Consider the following 18,102-nt stretch of genomic DNA (forward strand, 5'->3'; position numbering starts at 1 on the left):
GTCCGATAACGGGGACAACCGTAGGCAGCATACTCTTCTTCCGCCGCTCCGCTCCCGGGCGAGATTCAAGACATCCGGTGACTGCGTCGCACCAACCCGCAGCTCTCTGTTCACCATCGTTCTCTACTACTCCCGTTCATAGCGTGTAGTATATAATTTAATCACTACTCTAAAATCCATACAAAAAAGCCTGCCATCTCATTCAAGAGACGACAGGCTGTTAACCTTCGCGGTACCACTCTTGTTGATGTTCTGTACCGGCTAAATACAGCCGCTCCACTTGAACATCCACTCAACGGTCAAGTATGTTACGTACTCGACCACCCTATCACGGAGGTTACCCGTAGACGGTGTACGAACGTTCCGGCGACAATTGCCGGTAATGCTTCCACCGTTCCGCTCCCAGACGAGTTCAGGTCCCCTTCGACTGCGTCGCACCCACCCGCAGCTCTCTTATCCCAGAGTATCCTTACTACTTCCGCTCATCGCGTTTCCTTGTATAATTGAATTGAACTGATTATACCCGCTTGATCCAAAAGATGTCAATAGGCGGATACAGACCATTGTTCCAGTGAGAAACCAGGGTCAGCAACCATATCCAGCGGCGTACCACCGTCATGCTGCCACTTCACATAGGCAGCAGCTCCGATCATAGCTGCATTATCCGTGCAATATACCGGAGGTGGAATAATAAGCTCAATACCCTCTGCTTCACAGCGCGAAATCAATGCCGAGCGCAGCCCAGCATTAGCAGCTACACCCCCACATAACAATAACTGCTTGGAGCTAGTAGCTTTAACAGCACGTACCGCCTTTTCCACCAGTACCTCAACCACTGATTCTTGAAACCCACGGGCGATGCCTGCCACATCCGGCGTAAGACCTTTCATTTTACTCTGATTCACAACATTCAGCACAGCCGACTTCAAGCCACTGAAGCTGAAATCATAAGAATCCGGCTCCAGCCATACTCGTGGCAAGGGTACAACTTCAGTCGCTTCACGTGCCAGACGATCCACATGAGGTCCGCCGGGATAAGGGAATCCTAGTGCCCGAGCCACTTTATCATAAGCTTCACCTACAGCATCATCACGGGTACGTCCGATAATTCGGAACTCACCCTCTCGCTCCATATGAACCAGTTCAGTATGTCCACCTGACACCACTAATGTCATACAAGGATACTGCAACTCCGCCACTAGACGGTTAGCATAAATATGTCCTGCAATATGATGTGTGCCGATTAACGGCTTCCCCCATGCGAGAGCAAGACTCTTAGCAGCTACTACCCCTACAAGTAAAGCACCCACCAAGCCTGGACCTTGCGTAACCGCCACCGCCGACAATTGTTCTGGTGTAACCCCTGCTGTAGCTAGTGCTTCCTCTATAACCAGCGTAATCACTTCCACGTGCTTACGTGAGGCTACTTCTGGTACCACGCCGCCGAAGGCACGATGTGTCTCTATCTGACTTGAGATGATATTGGATAATACTTCAGAGCCATTCTTGACCACGGCCACCGACGTTTCATCACAACTCGTCTCAATAGCAAGTATTAGTACAGGCTGAGCTGTGCCCGTTTCTGTCTTCATTTCAAGTCCACGCTTCCTTCCATATTGCCATGCTCCTCATTCTCTGGCAGATCCGCCCACATAATGAGCGCATCCTCACGATTATCGGAATAATATCCTTTGCGTGTGCCGGCAGAACGAAAGCCTTTTTTACGATATAAATTCTGTGCTACCTCGTTCGATACCCGTACCTCAAGCGTAATGGATTTCATGCCCACATAAGATGCCGTCTTCATAAGCTCTTCCAGCAGGCGCTCGCCCCATTTACGTCCCCGATAGGCTTCGAGCAAGGCTATATTCGTCACATGCGCCTCATCCACGATAGCCCACATACCGGCATAGCCGATAATACGACCTGCCAGTTCCATCACCATATATTTTGCAAAATGATTATGTGTCAGCTCGTTTCGAAAAGCTTCCTCCGTCCAAGGCATCGTGAAGGCTTCCCGCTCAATGATAAGAATGTCAGGAATATCTTCCAGCTTCATCAAACGAAAAACAAGTTCAGTCTCCTGAGCTCTCATGGCTTCTGCTTCCGTCATTATTTATTTAAGCCCCCTTCTCTGCTTAACCGCAGATTGGCCTCCGCTTCTGAAATCTGAGTATAGTTAGGGATCAAACTATGGAGATCATCATGCTCTACCTGAAGCCGGGCTTCTCCAAGAAATCCTGTCCAGCGGCCTTCCATCTCGTAAGGAACGGCTATAGCAGTGACGAGTTCCATCAGTGGACGAAGCGATTCCTCACTGCCATGCACATTAGTCTCTCCGACAAACCATAGAACAGCAGGTTTTTTGCCCTCCACTGACGCCTGTTCTAAACGTTCAGCTAAGTACTCCACCCAGTCTGCCATCAGGCGGATGGCATCAGGTTCAAGACGGCTAGGAGCACTATTTCCCTCAGCGGCGAATAGTCCTGTATACACCTGTCCCCGACGTGCATCCATTAGTGGAATGATCCAGTCAGGTCCGTAGGCACTATTCTCGGTAGCTTGTCCCGACTCTTCTATTGCCTTATTGTTAACCGCTGTTTGATAACCACCCCACGCCACTGCATGTAGACTCGAAATACCGGCTACTGGGACATTCCATGCCCACGCCAGCGTCTTAGCAGCGGTAACCGCGATTCGTGTGCCTGTATAAGATCCAGGACCGACACCAACAGAAATCCCACCCAGCATAGCAGCAGTAGTTCCCGTAGCTTGCAACGCCTGCTCTATAATCGGCAGCAAATGCACCGAATGATTCCGTTCTCCGGAAGCATTAATTTCATGCAGTAGTTCTCCATTCTCTGTAACTGCCACGCCTAATACTGCAGTTGATGTATCCAGCGCTAAAAGCCGCTTACGCGGCTCTGTATTCTGATTCGTCATCTTCCTTAACCCCACTTCTGGATCAGCCCTCGGCACAGCTCACCGTAAGGCTCCCCGATTCCGGTCACCGTAATGATTCTTTCCTCTGGTCCGACTGTTTCCATATATATGTGCATATGCCGCGGCGGCATTAAATCCGTAATAATACTGCTCCATTCCACCAAGCAAACACCTTGCCCGTAAAAATACTCATCTAGTCCAAGCTCGTCCGCTTCCTGAAGCGAAATCCGATATACATCCATATGATATAGCGGTAGACGCCCCTCGTACTCTTTTATAATTGTAAAAGTAGGACTATTTACGATCCCCTTTACTCCAAGATGCCGAGCGTAGCCTTGCGAGAATGCCGTTTTTCCTGCACCTAGATCGCCATCCAAACCGATAACCATTCCTGGAGTTGAAGCAGCAGCTATTGAGCTTGCGAGTTGCTCCGTATCCTGCAGGCTGTAAGAACGGTAAGTGAACACCGTTTCGTCTGTTTTGTCCAACTACAACTACCACCTTTTAAAATATACCTGCCGAAAACCATTACTTTTAATTATATCGGTATGCTCCATCCACCGCAACAACTGTCCCTACTCATTCTTTCATACTACCCTTCCAAAAAATAGAAAAAGAGACTTTTACGCAAACTTAAGCATAAAAAGTCTCTTTTATTAAACAATGATTTAGCTACCCCAATTCTTCGACCTAGCTCCTCTTAATGCTCTTGCTCTTCTAGCCGTTCTACACCTACTGTATGCGTATTGGTTGGGCGTGAGCCCACTTGAACCGTAGCCATACCATTCTGCGCATCCACATGCTCAATCCATACAGGTTCCCCGTCCAAATGTACACTTACCGTTTCTTTAGAAGCATAAATATCCTGTGCCCGCTTTACGTCCACAACTGTTATCCTCCTTTATTTTCCCTAAATTTCACGATTCTAATGGTGATGTTTCTTCGAGGGTTGATTCCGCATCAAGCTTCTCCGAGTCCGAGACCTGACTAGTCTCCGGCGAAGCAATAATGCTGTCCCAATCCACAACTGTCGCTGGAATATCCTGCTCGCTTAGAGCATCACTCCAGTCGTTTCCACGCGGTTCCATGACTTAGTATTCTCCTCCTCAGCTTCACAAGCCTGAGTTTATTTTTTCCCAAGCTTCACAAATAATGCGCTAGGCTAGAAAAGCATCTCGTGCCTCATACTAACCCAAAGCAGACTAACTTAGATCAGGAGGCGTTTCTCATGCATACCGTTTGGAAAGGGGCCATCAGCTTCGGGCTAGTGCATGTTCCGGTTAAAATGTTCTCCGCTACAGAGGATAAAGACATTTCTCTGCGTTATATCCATAAGGAATGTGGCAGCCCACTGTCATATGTTCGCAAATGTCCGGTGTGTGACAAAGAGGTGGCTTGGGAGGAGATCGGTAAGGGTTACGAGTATGAAAAGGGGAAGTTTGTTCTCTTCGATAAAGAGGAGTTGGATCAATTAACCGACGAAAGCAGTAAGAGCATTACCATTCTCGACTTTGTTGATTTGACGGAGATCGATCCGATTTATTTTCAAAAAACCTATTACTTATCCCCGGATCAGGCAGGCTCAAATGCTTATCGGCTTCTGATGGAGGCCATGAGACAAACAGGCAAAATTGGCATCGCCAAAATTTCGATTCGTTCCAAAAGTAGTCTTGCTGCTATTCGTGTGCTGGAGGATTGTCTTGCTATTGAGACCATTTTCTATCCTGATGAAGTGCGGCCGATTTCACAAGTACCCGGTCTCCCCGAAGCAGGAGTGGTAAACGATAAAGAGCTGGATATGGCTAAACTGCTAATATCTCAGCTATCCACCCCCTTTGATCCGGCAAAATATACCGATGATTATCGCCAGCGTATGCTTGATCTAATCTCACATAAGATTGCAGGCGAGGAATTTCATGTCGCTCCTGCCAAACAGGAAAACAACGTGATTGATCTGATGGCTGCTCTGCAGGCCAGTATTCAGGCTGTACAGCACATCCCTACAGATCCTGGTCCGTCATTAAGCGGCACCACGAAAACTAAGTCCAAAGCAGCTTCTACTACAAAGAGAAAATCATCCAAAACCAAAGCTGCGGCTGAACCTTCCGAACAGCCGAATGAGGCTGCTTCAGGACCGATTCCGGTCATCACGCCAAAACCGAAACGTCGCAGCACCAAAAGTAAAACAACCATATCTTAGGAGGCTCCGCTGATGAAGCTTCAGCCCATAACTCCTTTTGAACCAATATTAGCTGATCAGCTACCAATAGGAAGCCAGTGGCTCGCCCAGATTAAATGGGACGGTGTCCGCATGCTGTCATATTCCGATGGGAACTCCAGTGAGCTTATTAACAGACGTGGAAATTACCGCACAGCGCAATACCCTGAGCTTACTGATGTATCTGCTTACTGCAAGGCTGACTCCGTTATTCTTGATGGTGAGATTATCGCACTCAAGGACGGCAAACCCTCATTTCACGAGGTCATGCGACGGGACAGCTTAAAGAACGGTTCCACTATTTCCGTCGTAAGGCATCAGGTTCCTGTCATTTATATGATTTTTGATATCCTGTTCTATAATGGCCAATCGACGATAGACCAGCCTTTATTCACGCGGCAGCAGCTGCTAAGCGATATTCTGCTGCCGCATCCCCACGTCCAAGCTGTGCCAAGTTATACCGATCCGGCAGAATTGTTCGCCGCCGCTCAGAGTCAGAGCTTGGAGGGAATTATCTGCAAGGACATCAACAGTACTTATGCTCCGGGTGGAAAAGATAAACGTTGGCAGAAACGAAAAATCATCTCCGATATAACGGCAGTCGCCGGGGGTGTAACGTTCCGTGACGGTATCGTCAACGCGCTGCTTCTTGGTCTATATGATGTTAAAGGGAATTTACATTATATCGGACATGCCGGTCCAGGAAAATTGACTGTACAGGATAAACGCGATTTAACTGCTGAGGTGCACAGTATCGGCGTAGACAGAACGCCCTTTACAGCTCTTCCTCAGAGGAGTAAGGATGCCTTTTGGATAAAGCCGGAGCTCGTCTTCAAAGTTCATTTTCTGGAATGGAATACCTCAGGCACTCTACGCCAGCCCGTTACTCAAGCTAGGGTTGATCTTCCTCCAGAGTCCTGCACGCTGGAACAAAAATCCCCATTCGTATAACAGAAAGGAGTTTTCCGATGCCAGCAGCCATCAAGGGCACAATTACTGTAGAAGGCCAAGAGATCATCATCACCAATCCAGAGAAGCTGCTATGGCCTGAATGTGGCATTACCAAGCGAATTTATTTGGAAAAGCTCGCCGCCCTCTCTCCCTATCTGCTGCGTTATTGTCGAGATCGCCTGCTTACGGTCATCCGTTATCCGCACGGAATCTCTGGCTTGTCCTTTTATCAGAAAAATGCGCCAGATCCCCTTCCTGCCTTTGTCCAAACTGCAGTACACGAGAATATTAACTACATCATGCTGCAAGGCTTACCAGAACTAATCTGGCTGGGTAATCTCGCCGCCTTAGAATTTCACCCTTCCTTGCATTATGTAGGTAGTTCACTTCCCTGTGAATGGATGATTGATCTCGATCCATCACGTGAGGTTGAACCACGTATCATGGAAGCAACTGAGATCGTGGGAACGGTCTTAACCTCCCTCGGATTATCGTCTGTACCCAAAACCTCCGGTGCTACCGGGGTGCAGATCATCGTTCCAATTGATACTGGCGTTACTTTTGACGGATTGCGAAAAATCGGGCACTTTGTCGGCCGTTATGTCACAGAGAAGCATCCCGATTTGTTCACCTTGGAACGTCTGAAGAAGAATCGCGGAGATAAGATCTATTTTGACTACCTTCAGCATTACAGCGGCAAAACATTGGCTGCACCTTATACACCACGTGCTCGTCCGTTCGCTACAGTATCCACACCTATGCTCTGGGATGAGGTCCGGCAAAATGTATCTCCCTCTAATTTTCATCTACTCAATATCGAGGAACGCCTGCAACGCATGGGAGACCTTCTGGAAAAAGTGCCTCCGCAGCCCGTCGAACAGCTCATCGCTAAGCTACCATAGGGGTGGACCGTCACGAGTAATAAGGTCTTAAAACAGCAATAAGCCCGCAGCATCACATCATGCTACGGGCTTATCAGGCGTCCCACTCAAGGACAGAAGGTATGTGATATAAGAATACGGCACATCGAACCTTGTTCACCGTATTTATTGCTCCATTATTCGTAAAAATACCTTCTTTCAGTTATACTTCCTTATAATTTAAACTAATGAATGGCTTTCTTCTTGAAACGGCCACCTTTAACATCATGAATGTTACCTATTGCGATGAAGGCACCAGAATCCCAATCCTCGACAATGGATTTAAGCTTGGCTTCTTCCAAACGGGTGATAACCACGAAGATAACTTTCTTATTCTCCCCGGAAAACCCACCTTCTCCATCTAAATAAGTAACACCGCGTCCAAGACGCTCCGTCAGGGCTTCACCGATATCACGGAATTTATCACTAATAATCCATACTGATTTCGATTGATCTAAACCCTCAAGAGTAATGTCAATCACCTTGAATGCAATGTAATAAGCAATTAGTGAGAACATCGCATTATTCCAACCGTACACAAATCCAGCTCCGGATAAGATGAACAGATTGAAGAACATAACAACTTCACCTACAGAGAAGGGAAGTTTCTTAGCTACTAGAATAGCGACAATTTCTGTACCATCTAGAGATCCACCAAAACGTACAACTAACCCAACACCTACACCAAGAATGATACCACCAAAAACGGCAGCAAGCATGGGCTCAACTGTAAAGGCATTCACATGATGCAACAATGTAGTACCAATAGACATAAGTACGATTGCATATAAGGTAGATAAGGCAAAGGTCTTACCGATTTGCTTATAACCAATTAACAGGAACGGAAGATTTAACAGCGTCAACAAAATCCCCAGAGGAATGTCGAACAGATATGACAAAATAATGGAGATACCGGTAATCCCACCATCAATCATTGAATTCGGTACGAGGAATATTTCTAGTGCAACGGCCATCATTGCTGCCCCTATGGATAACATGACCATTCGCTGTACGAACTTAGCCGTTTTATGAGTTCCGGTCTTTTGCAGTTTCTTCTGTTCCTCATTGACAATCATTTGTGGACTCACATTCATAGAACTCCCCCTACAATTTAACAGTATAGTTTTGAAACATTCGGAAGTATAATTATAATCTATACTTTCTTACATTTCTTCTTATACAATTATTATATCACAAAATTAAGCCCTAATAATGAATGGAACACGATATATCCTTCGAAAAGTTCAGATTTAGTCCTCTTTCCGGTCATAATAGCGGAGATAACAACTGACACAGCCCTTCACCGAGTTTGACAATTCGCCCTCTCTGCTTAAATTTTACAGGATCAATAAATTCACTGTGCTTTTGATCCTTCTCAAACCCTGTGACTAGTGGAGATATAGCAGCAGGATGTAGCAGCACAGCAGTTAATTCAAAGTTAGAGTAGAAGCTGCGCATATCCAGATTCGCACTTCCCACCGTAGCCAGTAAATCATCAACAATCATGATTTTGGCATGCATAAATCCTTTGGTATAACGGTAGAATTTCACTCCTGCATCTTGTAAATTTTCTAGATAAGACAAAGAAGCATGATAGACAAGCATATTATCAGGCTTCGCTGGAATGATAATTCTTACATCCACTCCACGAAGTACTGCGCTCTTCAAAGCCCGGCAGATGGCGGGATCAGGGATAAAATATGGGGAGGTAATCCAAATCCGATGTTTAGCTGCGCACAATGCGGCAAAATACATTTCCTGAGAGGCGTCTATTGCAGCATCCGGCCCACTCCCAACAATTTGCACAGCTTCTTGCTCCTCACAAGTATGCTTTGGGAACAGACGAGGATGGCTCATACTTTCGCCAGAGGCCAGTCTCCAATCCTTTAAGAAGACATATTGAATATAATATACTGAGTCTCCTTCAAGACGCAGATGGGTATCACGCCAGTAGCCCATTTTGAGGTCTTTTCCCAAATAATCATCCCCTATGTTCATTCCACCCGTAAAGCCAACCAATCCATCCACCACCAGGATCTTCCGATGATTACGAAAATTAAAACGGCGTTCCAATAGAGAACTAATCGGAGGTAAAAAAAAGTGGAACTCTACCCCCGCATTCCTCAAGGTACGAATGAATCTTCTGCTTAAGTGATGACTGCCTAGACCATCACAAAGCAAGCGCACCTTAACGCCCTGACGCGCCTTCCGAATCATAACATCCTGAAATTGCTCACCAATCTCATCATCACGATAAATATAAAACTCTATGTGTATATGTTCTTTCGCTAGCTCCATAGCTTCCAGCATAGCATCATACGCTTCTCTGGCAGTTGATAATACCCTGCTCTTGTTATGACCAGTAATCGGTCCTTCTGCGATCTTCGAGAGTAAATCTAATAGACCTTTATTATTCTCAAACTGAGTATTTCCACTCTCAGTAACATGCTTTACCACCTTAATTTTACCAGAGACGTATGAACGAATCTCACGGAAGAGTGAAGTACATCTTTTGTTTAATTTTCGATGTTGTCTATAATCACTGCCCAGAAAATAATAGAATGCCAGACCAAGCGGTGGACAACAGAATGAAATGAACAACCACGCCATAGCCCTTTGCGGGCGACGGAACTCCATAAATACAATTACTGCGATCTGTATGATAAAAAGACTTAGAAAAATTGCAAAGATCTTCAATTCACTACCCCCTCCATTAATAAAACAGTTGCAATAGACACTCGTTGCGACGACTCTAGTACAGGTTTTGCCGTAACTCTCTTTCTTTATTCAAACAAACCGTTGTCATGTTCCCGAAAGATATGGAATACATAGAGTAGTAGGACAATTCGGGATGAGCCTAATAGAAGTAAGGTCGTTAACTTCGGGTATTGCAAGGCGGCTGCCATATGCCGCAGAAAGGAGAAGCCATGAAGAGTCAGCCAGATCATAACCGGATTACGCTGCTCGTCGTAAGGGATGCCGGACGCCCAGTCAAACAGTTCCAGATATCCAAGCCACTTGCGTTCGCCCTGCCGGCAGCAGCAGCCCTGTCCCTCTCCAGTCTGGTCACCTCTATGCATTTCCATGCCTCGCAATCGATCTCACAGCTGGAAGCTGAGGCAGCCGCACTATCACTAACCAATCTCCGCATGGAAATGAAGGTCGCCGACAAGGATAAGGACCTATTGCAGCTTCAACATCAAGTCAGCGAGCTATCAGAAGAGGCAGATAGTATTAAAGACAAGCTGAAGAGTGTAAACGCGCTGGAACAGGAGCTGCAGTCATTGATTAACAAAAGCAAAGGCTCCGCCGCAGAAACAAAAGAATCAAAAACTGAATCAACCACTTCAAATTCAACATTAGGCTTATCAAGCCGTAACGCTGTGCCAATACCTAATGAGACATCCTTTACTAGTACAATCACAACACAGGTTGGCGGGGAGTATATCGCGGCTTATCAAAACGACTCGCTAAATCTGGTGGAGGAAACAAAAGATGACTTCGAAGAGATCCATGGAATACTCGATGAGATGGTGAAAAGTATTTCTCAGACGATCACTCAAGCAGAGCATGTGAATAACGTCCAAGCAAATTTAGAGGCAAAAAAGATTAAGGCTGAAAAAGCTAGACTTAATGCAGTAGCTCTCTGGCCTACTGAATCCAGAGTCATCTCCTCAAGCTTTGGCTACCGATCAGATCCATTCAAGGGCTCATCTGCGTTCCATTCCGGTGTCGATATTGCGGGGAACTCAGGTGATCCTGTATATGCCGCCTTGGATGGAGAAGTCGTTACCGCAGAGCAAATGGGCGCGCGAGGCAAGTATATCGTGATTAAGCATTCGAACGGGCTTGAAACTTGGTATATGCATCTGAACGGAATGATTGTATCCGCAGGTGACAAGGTTAGCAAAGGGCAGAAAATTGGCTTACTTGGAAATACCGGCCGAAGCACAGGACCTCATCTTCATTTTCAGGTAGTGAAGCAGAATAAAACTGTTAATCCATTAAATTATGTCAAACCTTAATGGAAAGTTAATTTTAGAATGGAGGAATAATTATATGTGGAACAAACGGCAGCAACGTGTCCCCTTCAAGTCCACTGACTCTCTAATCGGGCACGGTGGGACTCTGGAGGGTAAGGTTCATTGCGATACGAACCTACGAATCGAAGGTACATTTAGCGGTGAAATTATATGCAGTGGTGTAGTCACTGTAGGTGAGGAAGGCACGGTGCGTTCCAGTATTAGAGCAGAAGAAATTGTTATCGCCGGCAAAGTATATGGTGATGTTACCGCTGATCGCAGACTTATTATGACTGGCACTGGTGAGATACACGGTAATATTTCGGCAGGAACCCTCAGTATCATGGAAGGCGGCTTGCTAAATGGATCCATTGCCATGCAAGAACAGCCCACCTCTGAAAAAGCAGGTGAGCTCAAAAGCACTATGAAAAAGGACAAGGCAGCTAAACGCTCCTCCAAAGCAAAAGGCACACTTGAAGCAGGTTAAAGCCATTCTTAGCCAGCAACATCCCTTTTACGGAAAACAATCCAGGAAACAGCTAAGAATAAGACATAGTACGCCGCTAGCACAGCAATGGAGAAACCTAGAGTCGCACCACCTGGGCCAATATCAGACCCTAGGTAGCCCCTTAGATCCATATGTGTGAAAATCAAATAGTTGGCCCATTCGAATACATCTGGATTAAGCAAAGCAGCGAAAATACTTTGAGCAAACATGATAAACATGGATAAACCAATAGCTAGTCCACTTGCGCGGAATACGGTAGATATCATGAAAGCAAGCGTAACCGTCAAGAAAAGAGTGATGTATCGGCATAGGATATCCATAAAGGAATATTCAGCAGGACTCCAAGCCGCAATCGAAGACGGCATATTTCCAGTTGGAGAGGCAAAAATCAACGATGAAGCTAAACCAAAAACAATCAATACTGCAGTACAAAGAAAGCTAAATATAACAATGCTAATATATTTTGAGAGCAAGATCTGGGAACGACTCCACGGGCGAATCAGTAGCATTTTAATGGTTCCCCAAGTGAATTCGCCCGCTACGGAGTCAGCAGCCACAACAACAATGAAGATCGTATTCAGAAAGAACACAATACTCACTACCATTTGGAAACTGTCCCAAGTTCCTAATCGCGATGAAGCGTTACTCGTTGTGTAATACATCATAGCAGGAAGAAACGCACTAAATACTGCGAGAATAATCAGCATAATCCATGTGCGGACACGGCTATATATTTTGATGTTCTCATTATGTATGAGAGCTGTAAAATTACTCAATTCCTTCACCTCCTGTAACCTCTAAGAATTGATCCTCTAGCGTACGGGCAATCGCTTTGATACTGTACACCTTAATCCCACCTGCCACTAGTCTGGCATTAATCTCAGCAATCATCTCACGCTCCGCCTCAACTACAAATCCCCCACTCTTTACTGCTCCAAGTCCAATAAGAGTAAGTGCAGCTTCAGCATCGTCAACCTCAAACAAGGTTTCTCCGATTGGCATTGCAGTATTGCCTACATCTTTTAACTGTTTTACCTCGAGCAGTTGCCCATTCTGAATAATAGCTACACTGTCACACATAAGCTCCATCTCGGAAAGTAAATGGCTGGAGACAAATACAGTTGTTCCTTCTTCATGACATAGACGGCGTAAATAGTCACGAAGCTCACGTATGCCTTGTGGATCAAGCCCATTGGTTGGCTCATCTAGAATCAGCAGCTTCGGTCGGTTTAGAAGCGCCTGAGCCACTCCGAGTCTCTGACGCATACCTAGCGAATAAGTTTTCACTTTATCGTGAATTCTTTGGCCAAGTCCAACCAAATGCACAACCTCATCAATCCGCTTTTTATCAACCCCGGAGACCATCCGTGCAAAATGTTTTAGATTCTGATACCCGGACAGGAACTTGTACATTTCAGGATTTTCTACAATAGCCCCAACATTCGTGATAGCCTCTTTATAATTCTTTTTAATACTATGGCCACTAATCAGGACATCCCCACTGCTCATAGAGATTAATCCTACCATCATCCGTATTGTAGTCGTCTTCCCGGCTCCATTTGGTCCCAGAAAACCGAATATTTGACCTGGTGGAATGTCCAACGTTAAATTGCTTACTATCGTCTTAGAGCCTATTTTCTTGGTAACACCCTGCAGGCGGGCAACAGGCTCCGACATTATTTCTGTATTTGACACAGTATCACTTCCTTTCATTTACAATCAAGTTTACCATACAGCTTTTTTCAGAAAATTACAAAAAAGAAACAGTTTAACCTCCTTTAGACCGAAGTTCCGATTGTATGGGAATAAAAAGGACCTGGCCTCCCGCAAACGGAAGGGTCCAAGTCCCCATATCATTTCATTCAATGTTCTGTTATTTCTGCTGCAGCTATTTAGCCACCTACACGTGAAAGCTCGCGCATATTCGCTTCAAATGCAGCCATCAACGCAGCCTCTCCGGTCAACCCGGTTTGTTCTACTTTGCGAATCTGCTCCATCATCCGTTTGTAATCCTTCGGAATGACACGAACAAACTTCGGCAAGCTATCTGCCCACTGATCCAGTACCCGCGCTCCGGCCGCACTACCAGTAAGCTCTACATGACGGCTAATCAGTTCGCGCAGCTCTTCGATTTCTTCAAGCTCTTCCACTCTCTCGAGCAGTACCATTTCAAGATTGCAACGGCCGATGAAGGATCTATCTGGGTCGTAGACATAAGCGATACCGCCAGACATCCCCGCCGCAAAGTTACGGCCTGTTTCACCAAGAACAACCACACGGCCTCCAGTCATGTATTCACAACCGTGGTCGCCCACGCCTTCTACAACAACCTTCGCTCCAGAGTTACGAACGGCAAAGCGTTCACCAGCGATACCGTTGATGTAAGCTTCTCCACCTGTCGCTCCGTAGAATGCAGTATTTCCGATAATGATGTTATCCTCAGCAGCAAAGGTAGCTTTCGGAGAAGGCTTGATAATAATCTTACCACCCGACAGTCCTTTACCAACGTAGTCATTGGAGTCGCCTTCCACCGTAAGCGTGATCCCCTTAGGCACGAATGCACCCAAGCTTTGACCAGCAGAACCGGTGAAATGAAGACGAATCGTATCATCAGGCAAACCGGCTGCCCCATATTTACGTGTCAGCTCGCTACCAAGAATAGTTCCAACGGCACGATTAACGTTCGTAATAGGTAGCGATGCTTCTACAGCCGTACCAGACTCCAGTGCAGGTGCAGCCAGATCCAGCAGTTTGGAGACATCAAGCGTCTCTTCCAGACCATGATTCTGACGTTTACTGCAGAAGCGTGTGCTTCCTTCTGGCATTTCCGGTGTATGCAGCAGACTGCTCAAATCTACACCCTTCTTCTTCCAATGCTGCGAAGCTTGAGCTGCGTCTAGACAATCTGTACGACCTACCATCTCTTCAATCGTGCGGAAGCCAAGACTCGCCATAATTTCGCGTAAATCCTGCGCCACGAAGGTCATAAAGTTAACTACATGCTGCGGATCACCCGTAAAGTTCTTACGAAGATCTGGATTCTGTGTCGCTACACCAACCGGACAAGTATCCATTTGGCAGACACGCATCATGATACAACCTACAGCTACTAGCGGGGCTGTGGCGAAGCCATACTCTTCAGCTCCCAGTAATACAGCTACAGCTAAATCGCGGCCACTAAGCATTTTTCCATCTGTTTCCAGAACAACACGATCACGCAGATTGTTCAGCATCAACGTCTGATGCGTTTCGGCCAAGCCAAGCTCCCATGGAAGACCTGCATGACGGATGGAGTTCATCGGTGATGCACCTGTACCCCCGTCATAGCCACTTACCAGGATAATATCAGCGCGCCCTTTGGCTACGCCAGCAGCAATCGTACCTACTCCAACTTCAGATACGAGCTTAACATTAATGTTTGCACGTGGATTTGCATTCTTCAGATCGTAGATCAGCTCTGCCAAATCCTCGATAGAATAAATATCATGATGCGGCGGAGGTGAGATCAAGCCCACACCAGCCGTTGAGCCACGCACTTCAGCCACCCAAGGATAAACTTTACGTCCTGGAAGCTGTCCGCCTTCCCCTGGCTTAGCACCTTGAGCCATCTTAATCTGAATCTCATCAGCGTTAACAAGATAGTTCGAGGTAACTCCAAAACGTCCGGAGGCTACCTGTTTAATCGCACTGCGACGGGAATCACCATTACTATCCGGGATATAGCGAGCTGGATCTTCTCCGCCCTCACCGGTATTACTCTTACCACCGATTCGGTTCATCGCAATGGCAAGTGTCTCATGTGCTTCCTTACTAATGGAACCAAAGGACATTGCACCCGTCTTAAACCGTTTCATAATGGACTCTACTGGCTCTACTTCTTCCAATGGAACCGGTTCATAAGCTGACTTGAACTGCAATAAGGAACGAATCGTCAGATGCTTCTCACTTTCACCTTGCACAAGTGCAGCATATTTCTTGTACATCTTGTAATCTCCACTGCGCACGGAGTGCTGAAGCAGATGAATGGTTTGTGGGTTGAACAAATGCTCTTCCCCATCATTTCGCCATTGATAATCACCACCGGAATCAAGCACCTTATCATTTCCGTCTTTTTCCGTGAAAGCACGGTTATGATGGATAAGTGCCTCGGTTGCTACTTCCTCAAGACCAATACCGCCAATGCGGGAAGGTGTCCAAGTAAAGTAACGATCCACGAATTCCGAGTTCAGACCCACAGCTTCAAAAATCTGCGCCCCCCGGTAGGATTGAATCGTCGAAATTCCCATTTTGGAAAGAATCTTAACTACGCTCTTAGTCGCAGCTTTAATATAGTTCTTCACAGCCTTCTCATGCGAGATTCCCCGCAGTAAGCCTTGGCCGATCATATCATCCAAGCTTTCAAATGCCAGATACGGATTTACTGCACTTACACCATAACCGAGCAGAAGCGCATAATGATGGACTTCACGAGGTTCACCGGATTCTAGCAAAATACTAACTTTTGTCCGTGTTCCTTGACGGATCAGATGGTGATGCAAACTTGATACCGCAAGTAAAGCAGGAATCGCAGCATTCTCACTGTCCACTCCGCGGTCCGTCAGAATCAGAATGTTATGACCTTTAGCCATAACGCGATCAGCAGCCTCATTCATACGCTCAAGCGCAATACGCATTCCTTCTGCCCCAAGCTCAGCTGGGAAAAGAATTGGAATAGACATCGACTTGAAGCCCGCACGACGAACATGACGAAGCTTAGCAAAATCTTCATTCGATAGAATCGGTGTGTGTAGCGAGATTTGGCGACAGCTTTCTGGTTCTGGTTTAAGCAAGTTACGCTCTGGTCCAATCGTAGTCGTAGTGGAGGTAACTAACTCTTCACGAATAGCGTCGATTGGTGGATTCGTTACTTGAGCAAACATTTGTTTGAAATAGTTATATAGGCGCTGCGGACGGTCCGAAAGCACAGCGAGCGGAGCATCATAACCCATGGAACCGATAGCTTCAGCACCAGTAGATGCCATTGGCTCAAGCACCTTGCGCAAGTCTTCAAAAGTATAACCGAATGCTTGCTGTAGCTGCTGTACATTGTCATGCTTAGGATTTGGCAGCTCAGGCGCATCTGGAAGCTCCTCGAGACTGATCAAATGCTCATCCAGCCACTGGCGGTAAGGCTTCTCGGAGGCGATCGCTGATTTGACTTCCTCATCGGAGATAATGCGGCCTTCCTTCGTATCCACGAGCAGCATGCGTCCTGGCTTCAGACGGTCTTTGTATAAGATGTCCTCTGCCGGAATATCCAGTACACCCGCTTCGGAGGATAGAATAATCATGTCGTCCTTCGTTACATAATAACGAGCAGGACGCAAGCCGTTCCGATCCAGAATAGCGCCGATTTGCACGCCATCCGTAAAGCCCATTGCAGCAGGCCCGTCCCATGGCTCCATCAAAGTACTGTGGTACTCATAAAAAGCTTTCTTGTCAGCATCCATGCTGTCATGGTTGCTCCATGGCTCAGGAACCATCATCATAGCTACCTGTGGCAAGGAGCGTCCGCTCAAGTATAGAAATTCAAAGGTATTATCGAACATTGCAGTGTCCGATCCATCCGGGTTAATAACAGGTTTGATCTTGCTCAGATCTTCGCCGAACACTTCACTCTTGAACAGCGACTGGCGAGCATGCATCCAGTTCACATTACCACGCAAGGTATTAATCTCACCGTTATGGATCATAAAGCGGTATGGATGCGCACGTTCCCAGCTTGGGAAGGTATTCGTACTGAAACGGGAGTGAACTAACGCGATCGCTGATTCCAGCTCTTCGTTCTGTAAATCCAGGTAGAATTGTCCGACTTGTTCTGTAGTCAGCATGCCTTTGTATACGATCTTACGACATGACAAGCTTGGGATATAGAAGGATTCAGCCTCTTCTACACCACCGTAGCGAATCGCAAGCTCTGCACGTTTGCGGATGACATAAAGCTTACGCTCAAAAGACAATTCGTTCGTAACTGAGGCCGAGCGACCGATAAACACTTGACGCACAAATGGCTTAGCAGCTTTCGCTGTCTTGCCAAGCATCTCATCATAGGTAGGTACATCACGATAGCCGAGTACTTCCTGGCCTTCTTCAGCAATTATTGTGCTTAAGAGAGCTTCATGTTGAGCCCGAACCTTCTCGTTATTAGATAAAAAGATCATACCTACGCCATAATGGCCTTGTTCAGGCAATGCAAAGCCTAGCTTTTGGGCTTCACTTGCAAAGAAACGGTGCGGAATTTGAAGCATGATACCTGCTCCGTCACCAGAGTTGGGTTCGCTACCTTGTCCTCCCCGATGCTCCATGTTGAAGAGCATTGTCAAAGCGTTACTAACAATATCATGGGACGGTTTGCCTTTAATATGGGCTACAAATCCCATGCCGCAAGCATCTTTTTCGAACTGGGGATCATACAGGCCCTGTTTTCCGGGCAGTTCAGTGTGTCTCATCGAACGCAACCTTTCTATTATAAAGTATGGCGTAATCTCAGGAAAATTTTTC

Annotated in this window: 16 protein-coding genes and 1 other annotated feature (1 of these 17 cut by a window edge); of the genes, 5 read left to right on the forward strand and 11 right to left on the reverse strand. The window is 46.4% G+C overall.

Features of this window, described 5'->3' with window-relative positions:
- Positions 1-149: a binding site (T-box leader), on the reverse strand (it extends 129 nt beyond the left edge of the window).
- Between the two features lie 393 nt (positions 150-542).
- The 6 genes from tsaD to NSS67_RS29435 form a co-directional block, all read right to left on the reverse strand.
- Positions 543-1,592: a tRNA (adenosine(37)-N6)-threonylcarbamoyltransferase complex transferase subunit TsaD gene (gene tsaD / locus NSS67_RS29410; RefSeq protein WP_339317309.1), complete on the reverse strand. Its 1,050-nt coding sequence runs from the start codon at positions 1,590-1,592 to the stop codon at positions 543-545.
- Positions 1,589-2,113 carry a ribosomal protein S18-alanine N-acetyltransferase gene (gene rimI / locus NSS67_RS29415; RefSeq protein WP_339317311.1) on the reverse strand — a complete coding sequence of 175 codons (525 nt, stop codon included), beginning with the start codon at positions 2,111-2,113 and terminating at the stop codon, positions 1,589-1,591. The genes tsaD and rimI overlap by 4 nt, the downstream gene beginning before the upstream one ends.
- Positions 2,113-2,943 (reverse strand): tRNA (adenosine(37)-N6)-threonylcarbamoyltransferase complex dimerization subunit type 1 TsaB, encoded by an 831-nt coding sequence (gene tsaB / locus NSS67_RS29420; protein ID WP_339317312.1) that lies wholly within the window; start codon positions 2,941-2,943, stop codon positions 2,113-2,115. Before tsaB ends, rimI begins: the two co-directional genes overlap by 1 nt.
- Before the next feature lie 5 nt (positions 2,944-2,948).
- On the reverse strand, positions 2,949-3,410 hold the full coding sequence (gene tsaE, locus NSS67_RS29425; protein WP_339320739.1) for a tRNA (adenosine(37)-N6)-threonylcarbamoyltransferase complex ATPase subunit type 1 TsaE: 462 nt from the start codon (positions 3,408-3,410) through the stop codon (positions 2,949-2,951).
- Positions 3,411-3,643: 233 nt separating this feature from the next.
- Positions 3,644-3,829: an H-type small acid-soluble spore protein gene (locus NSS67_RS29430; protein WP_042131867.1), complete on the reverse strand. Its 186-nt coding sequence runs from the start codon at positions 3,827-3,829 to the stop codon at positions 3,644-3,646.
- 31 nt (positions 3,830-3,860) lie between these two features.
- Positions 3,861-4,031, reverse strand: a complete 171-nt coding sequence (locus NSS67_RS29435) for a hypothetical protein (protein WP_339317313.1) — start codon at positions 4,029-4,031, stop codon at positions 3,861-3,863.
- A 140-nt stretch (positions 4,032-4,171) separates the two neighbouring features.
- Here NSS67_RS29435 and NSS67_RS29440 point away from each other — a divergent pair, with 140 nt between their 5' ends.
- From NSS67_RS29440 to ligD, 3 genes are read left to right on the forward strand one after another with little or no spacing between them, the layout of a single operon-like run.
- Positions 4,172-5,143: a Ku protein gene (locus NSS67_RS29440; protein WP_339317314.1), complete on the forward strand. Its 972-nt coding sequence runs from the start codon at positions 4,172-4,174 to the stop codon at positions 5,141-5,143.
- 12 nt (positions 5,144-5,155) lie between these two features.
- Positions 5,156-6,112, forward strand: a complete 957-nt coding sequence (locus tag NSS67_RS29445) for a DNA ligase (protein ID WP_339317315.1) — start codon at positions 5,156-5,158, stop codon at positions 6,110-6,112.
- 17 nt (positions 6,113-6,129) lie between these two features.
- Positions 6,130-7,014 carry a non-homologous end-joining DNA ligase gene (gene ligD / locus NSS67_RS29450; RefSeq protein WP_339317316.1) on the forward strand — a complete coding sequence of 295 codons (885 nt, stop codon included), beginning with the start codon at positions 6,130-6,132 and terminating at the stop codon, positions 7,012-7,014.
- 203 nt (positions 7,015-7,217) lie between these two features.
- On the opposite strand, the gene NSS67_RS29455 is transcribed toward ligD, so the two are convergent.
- Together NSS67_RS29455 and cls are read right to left on the reverse strand one after the other, a co-directional pair.
- Complete coding sequence (locus NSS67_RS29455; RefSeq protein WP_339320740.1) at positions 7,218-8,108, reverse strand: YitT family protein; 891 nt, start codon at positions 8,106-8,108, stop codon at positions 7,218-7,220.
- Between the two features lie 190 nt (positions 8,109-8,298).
- Positions 8,299-9,729, reverse strand: a complete 1,431-nt coding sequence (cls, locus tag NSS67_RS29460; RefSeq protein ID WP_339317317.1) for a cardiolipin synthase — start codon at positions 9,727-9,729, stop codon at positions 8,299-8,301.
- Between the two features lie 209 nt (positions 9,730-9,938).
- On the opposite strand from cls, the gene NSS67_RS29465 reads away from it, so the two are divergent.
- Both NSS67_RS29465 and NSS67_RS29470 read left to right on the forward strand, forming a co-directional pair.
- Entirely contained in the window at positions 9,939-11,057 is a 1,119-nt protein-coding gene (locus NSS67_RS29465) for a M23 family metallopeptidase (RefSeq protein ID WP_339317318.1), read from the forward strand.
- Positions 11,058-11,091: 34 nt separating this feature from the next.
- On the forward strand, positions 11,092-11,541 hold the full coding sequence (locus NSS67_RS29470; RefSeq protein WP_339317320.1) for a polymer-forming cytoskeletal protein: 450 nt from the start codon (positions 11,092-11,094) through the stop codon (positions 11,539-11,541).
- Positions 11,542-11,549: 8 nt separating this feature from the next.
- On the opposite strand, the gene NSS67_RS29475 is transcribed toward NSS67_RS29470, so the two are convergent.
- From NSS67_RS29475 to gltB, 3 genes are all read right to left on the reverse strand, one after another.
- The gene (locus NSS67_RS29475) at positions 11,550-12,338 is read right to left on the reverse strand and encodes an ABC transporter permease (protein WP_339317321.1); all 789 of its coding nucleotides are present in this window, start codon (positions 12,336-12,338) and stop codon (positions 11,550-11,552) included.
- Complete coding sequence (locus NSS67_RS29480; RefSeq protein ID WP_339320741.1) at positions 12,331-13,239, reverse strand: ABC transporter ATP-binding protein; 909 nt, start codon at positions 13,237-13,239, stop codon at positions 12,331-12,333. Before NSS67_RS29480 ends, NSS67_RS29475 begins: the two co-directional genes overlap by 8 nt.
- Positions 13,240-13,454: 215 nt before the next feature.
- Positions 13,455-18,050, reverse strand: coding sequence for a glutamate synthase large subunit (gene gltB / locus NSS67_RS29485; RefSeq protein ID WP_339317322.1), 4,596 nt, complete (start codon positions 18,048-18,050; stop codon positions 13,455-13,457).
- Positions 18,051-18,102 lie beyond the last annotated feature (52 nt).

This window comes from Paenibacillus sp. FSL R10-2734, from assembly GCF_037963865.1.
GTDB lineage: Bacteria > Bacillota > Bacilli > Paenibacillales > Paenibacillaceae > Paenibacillus_AQ.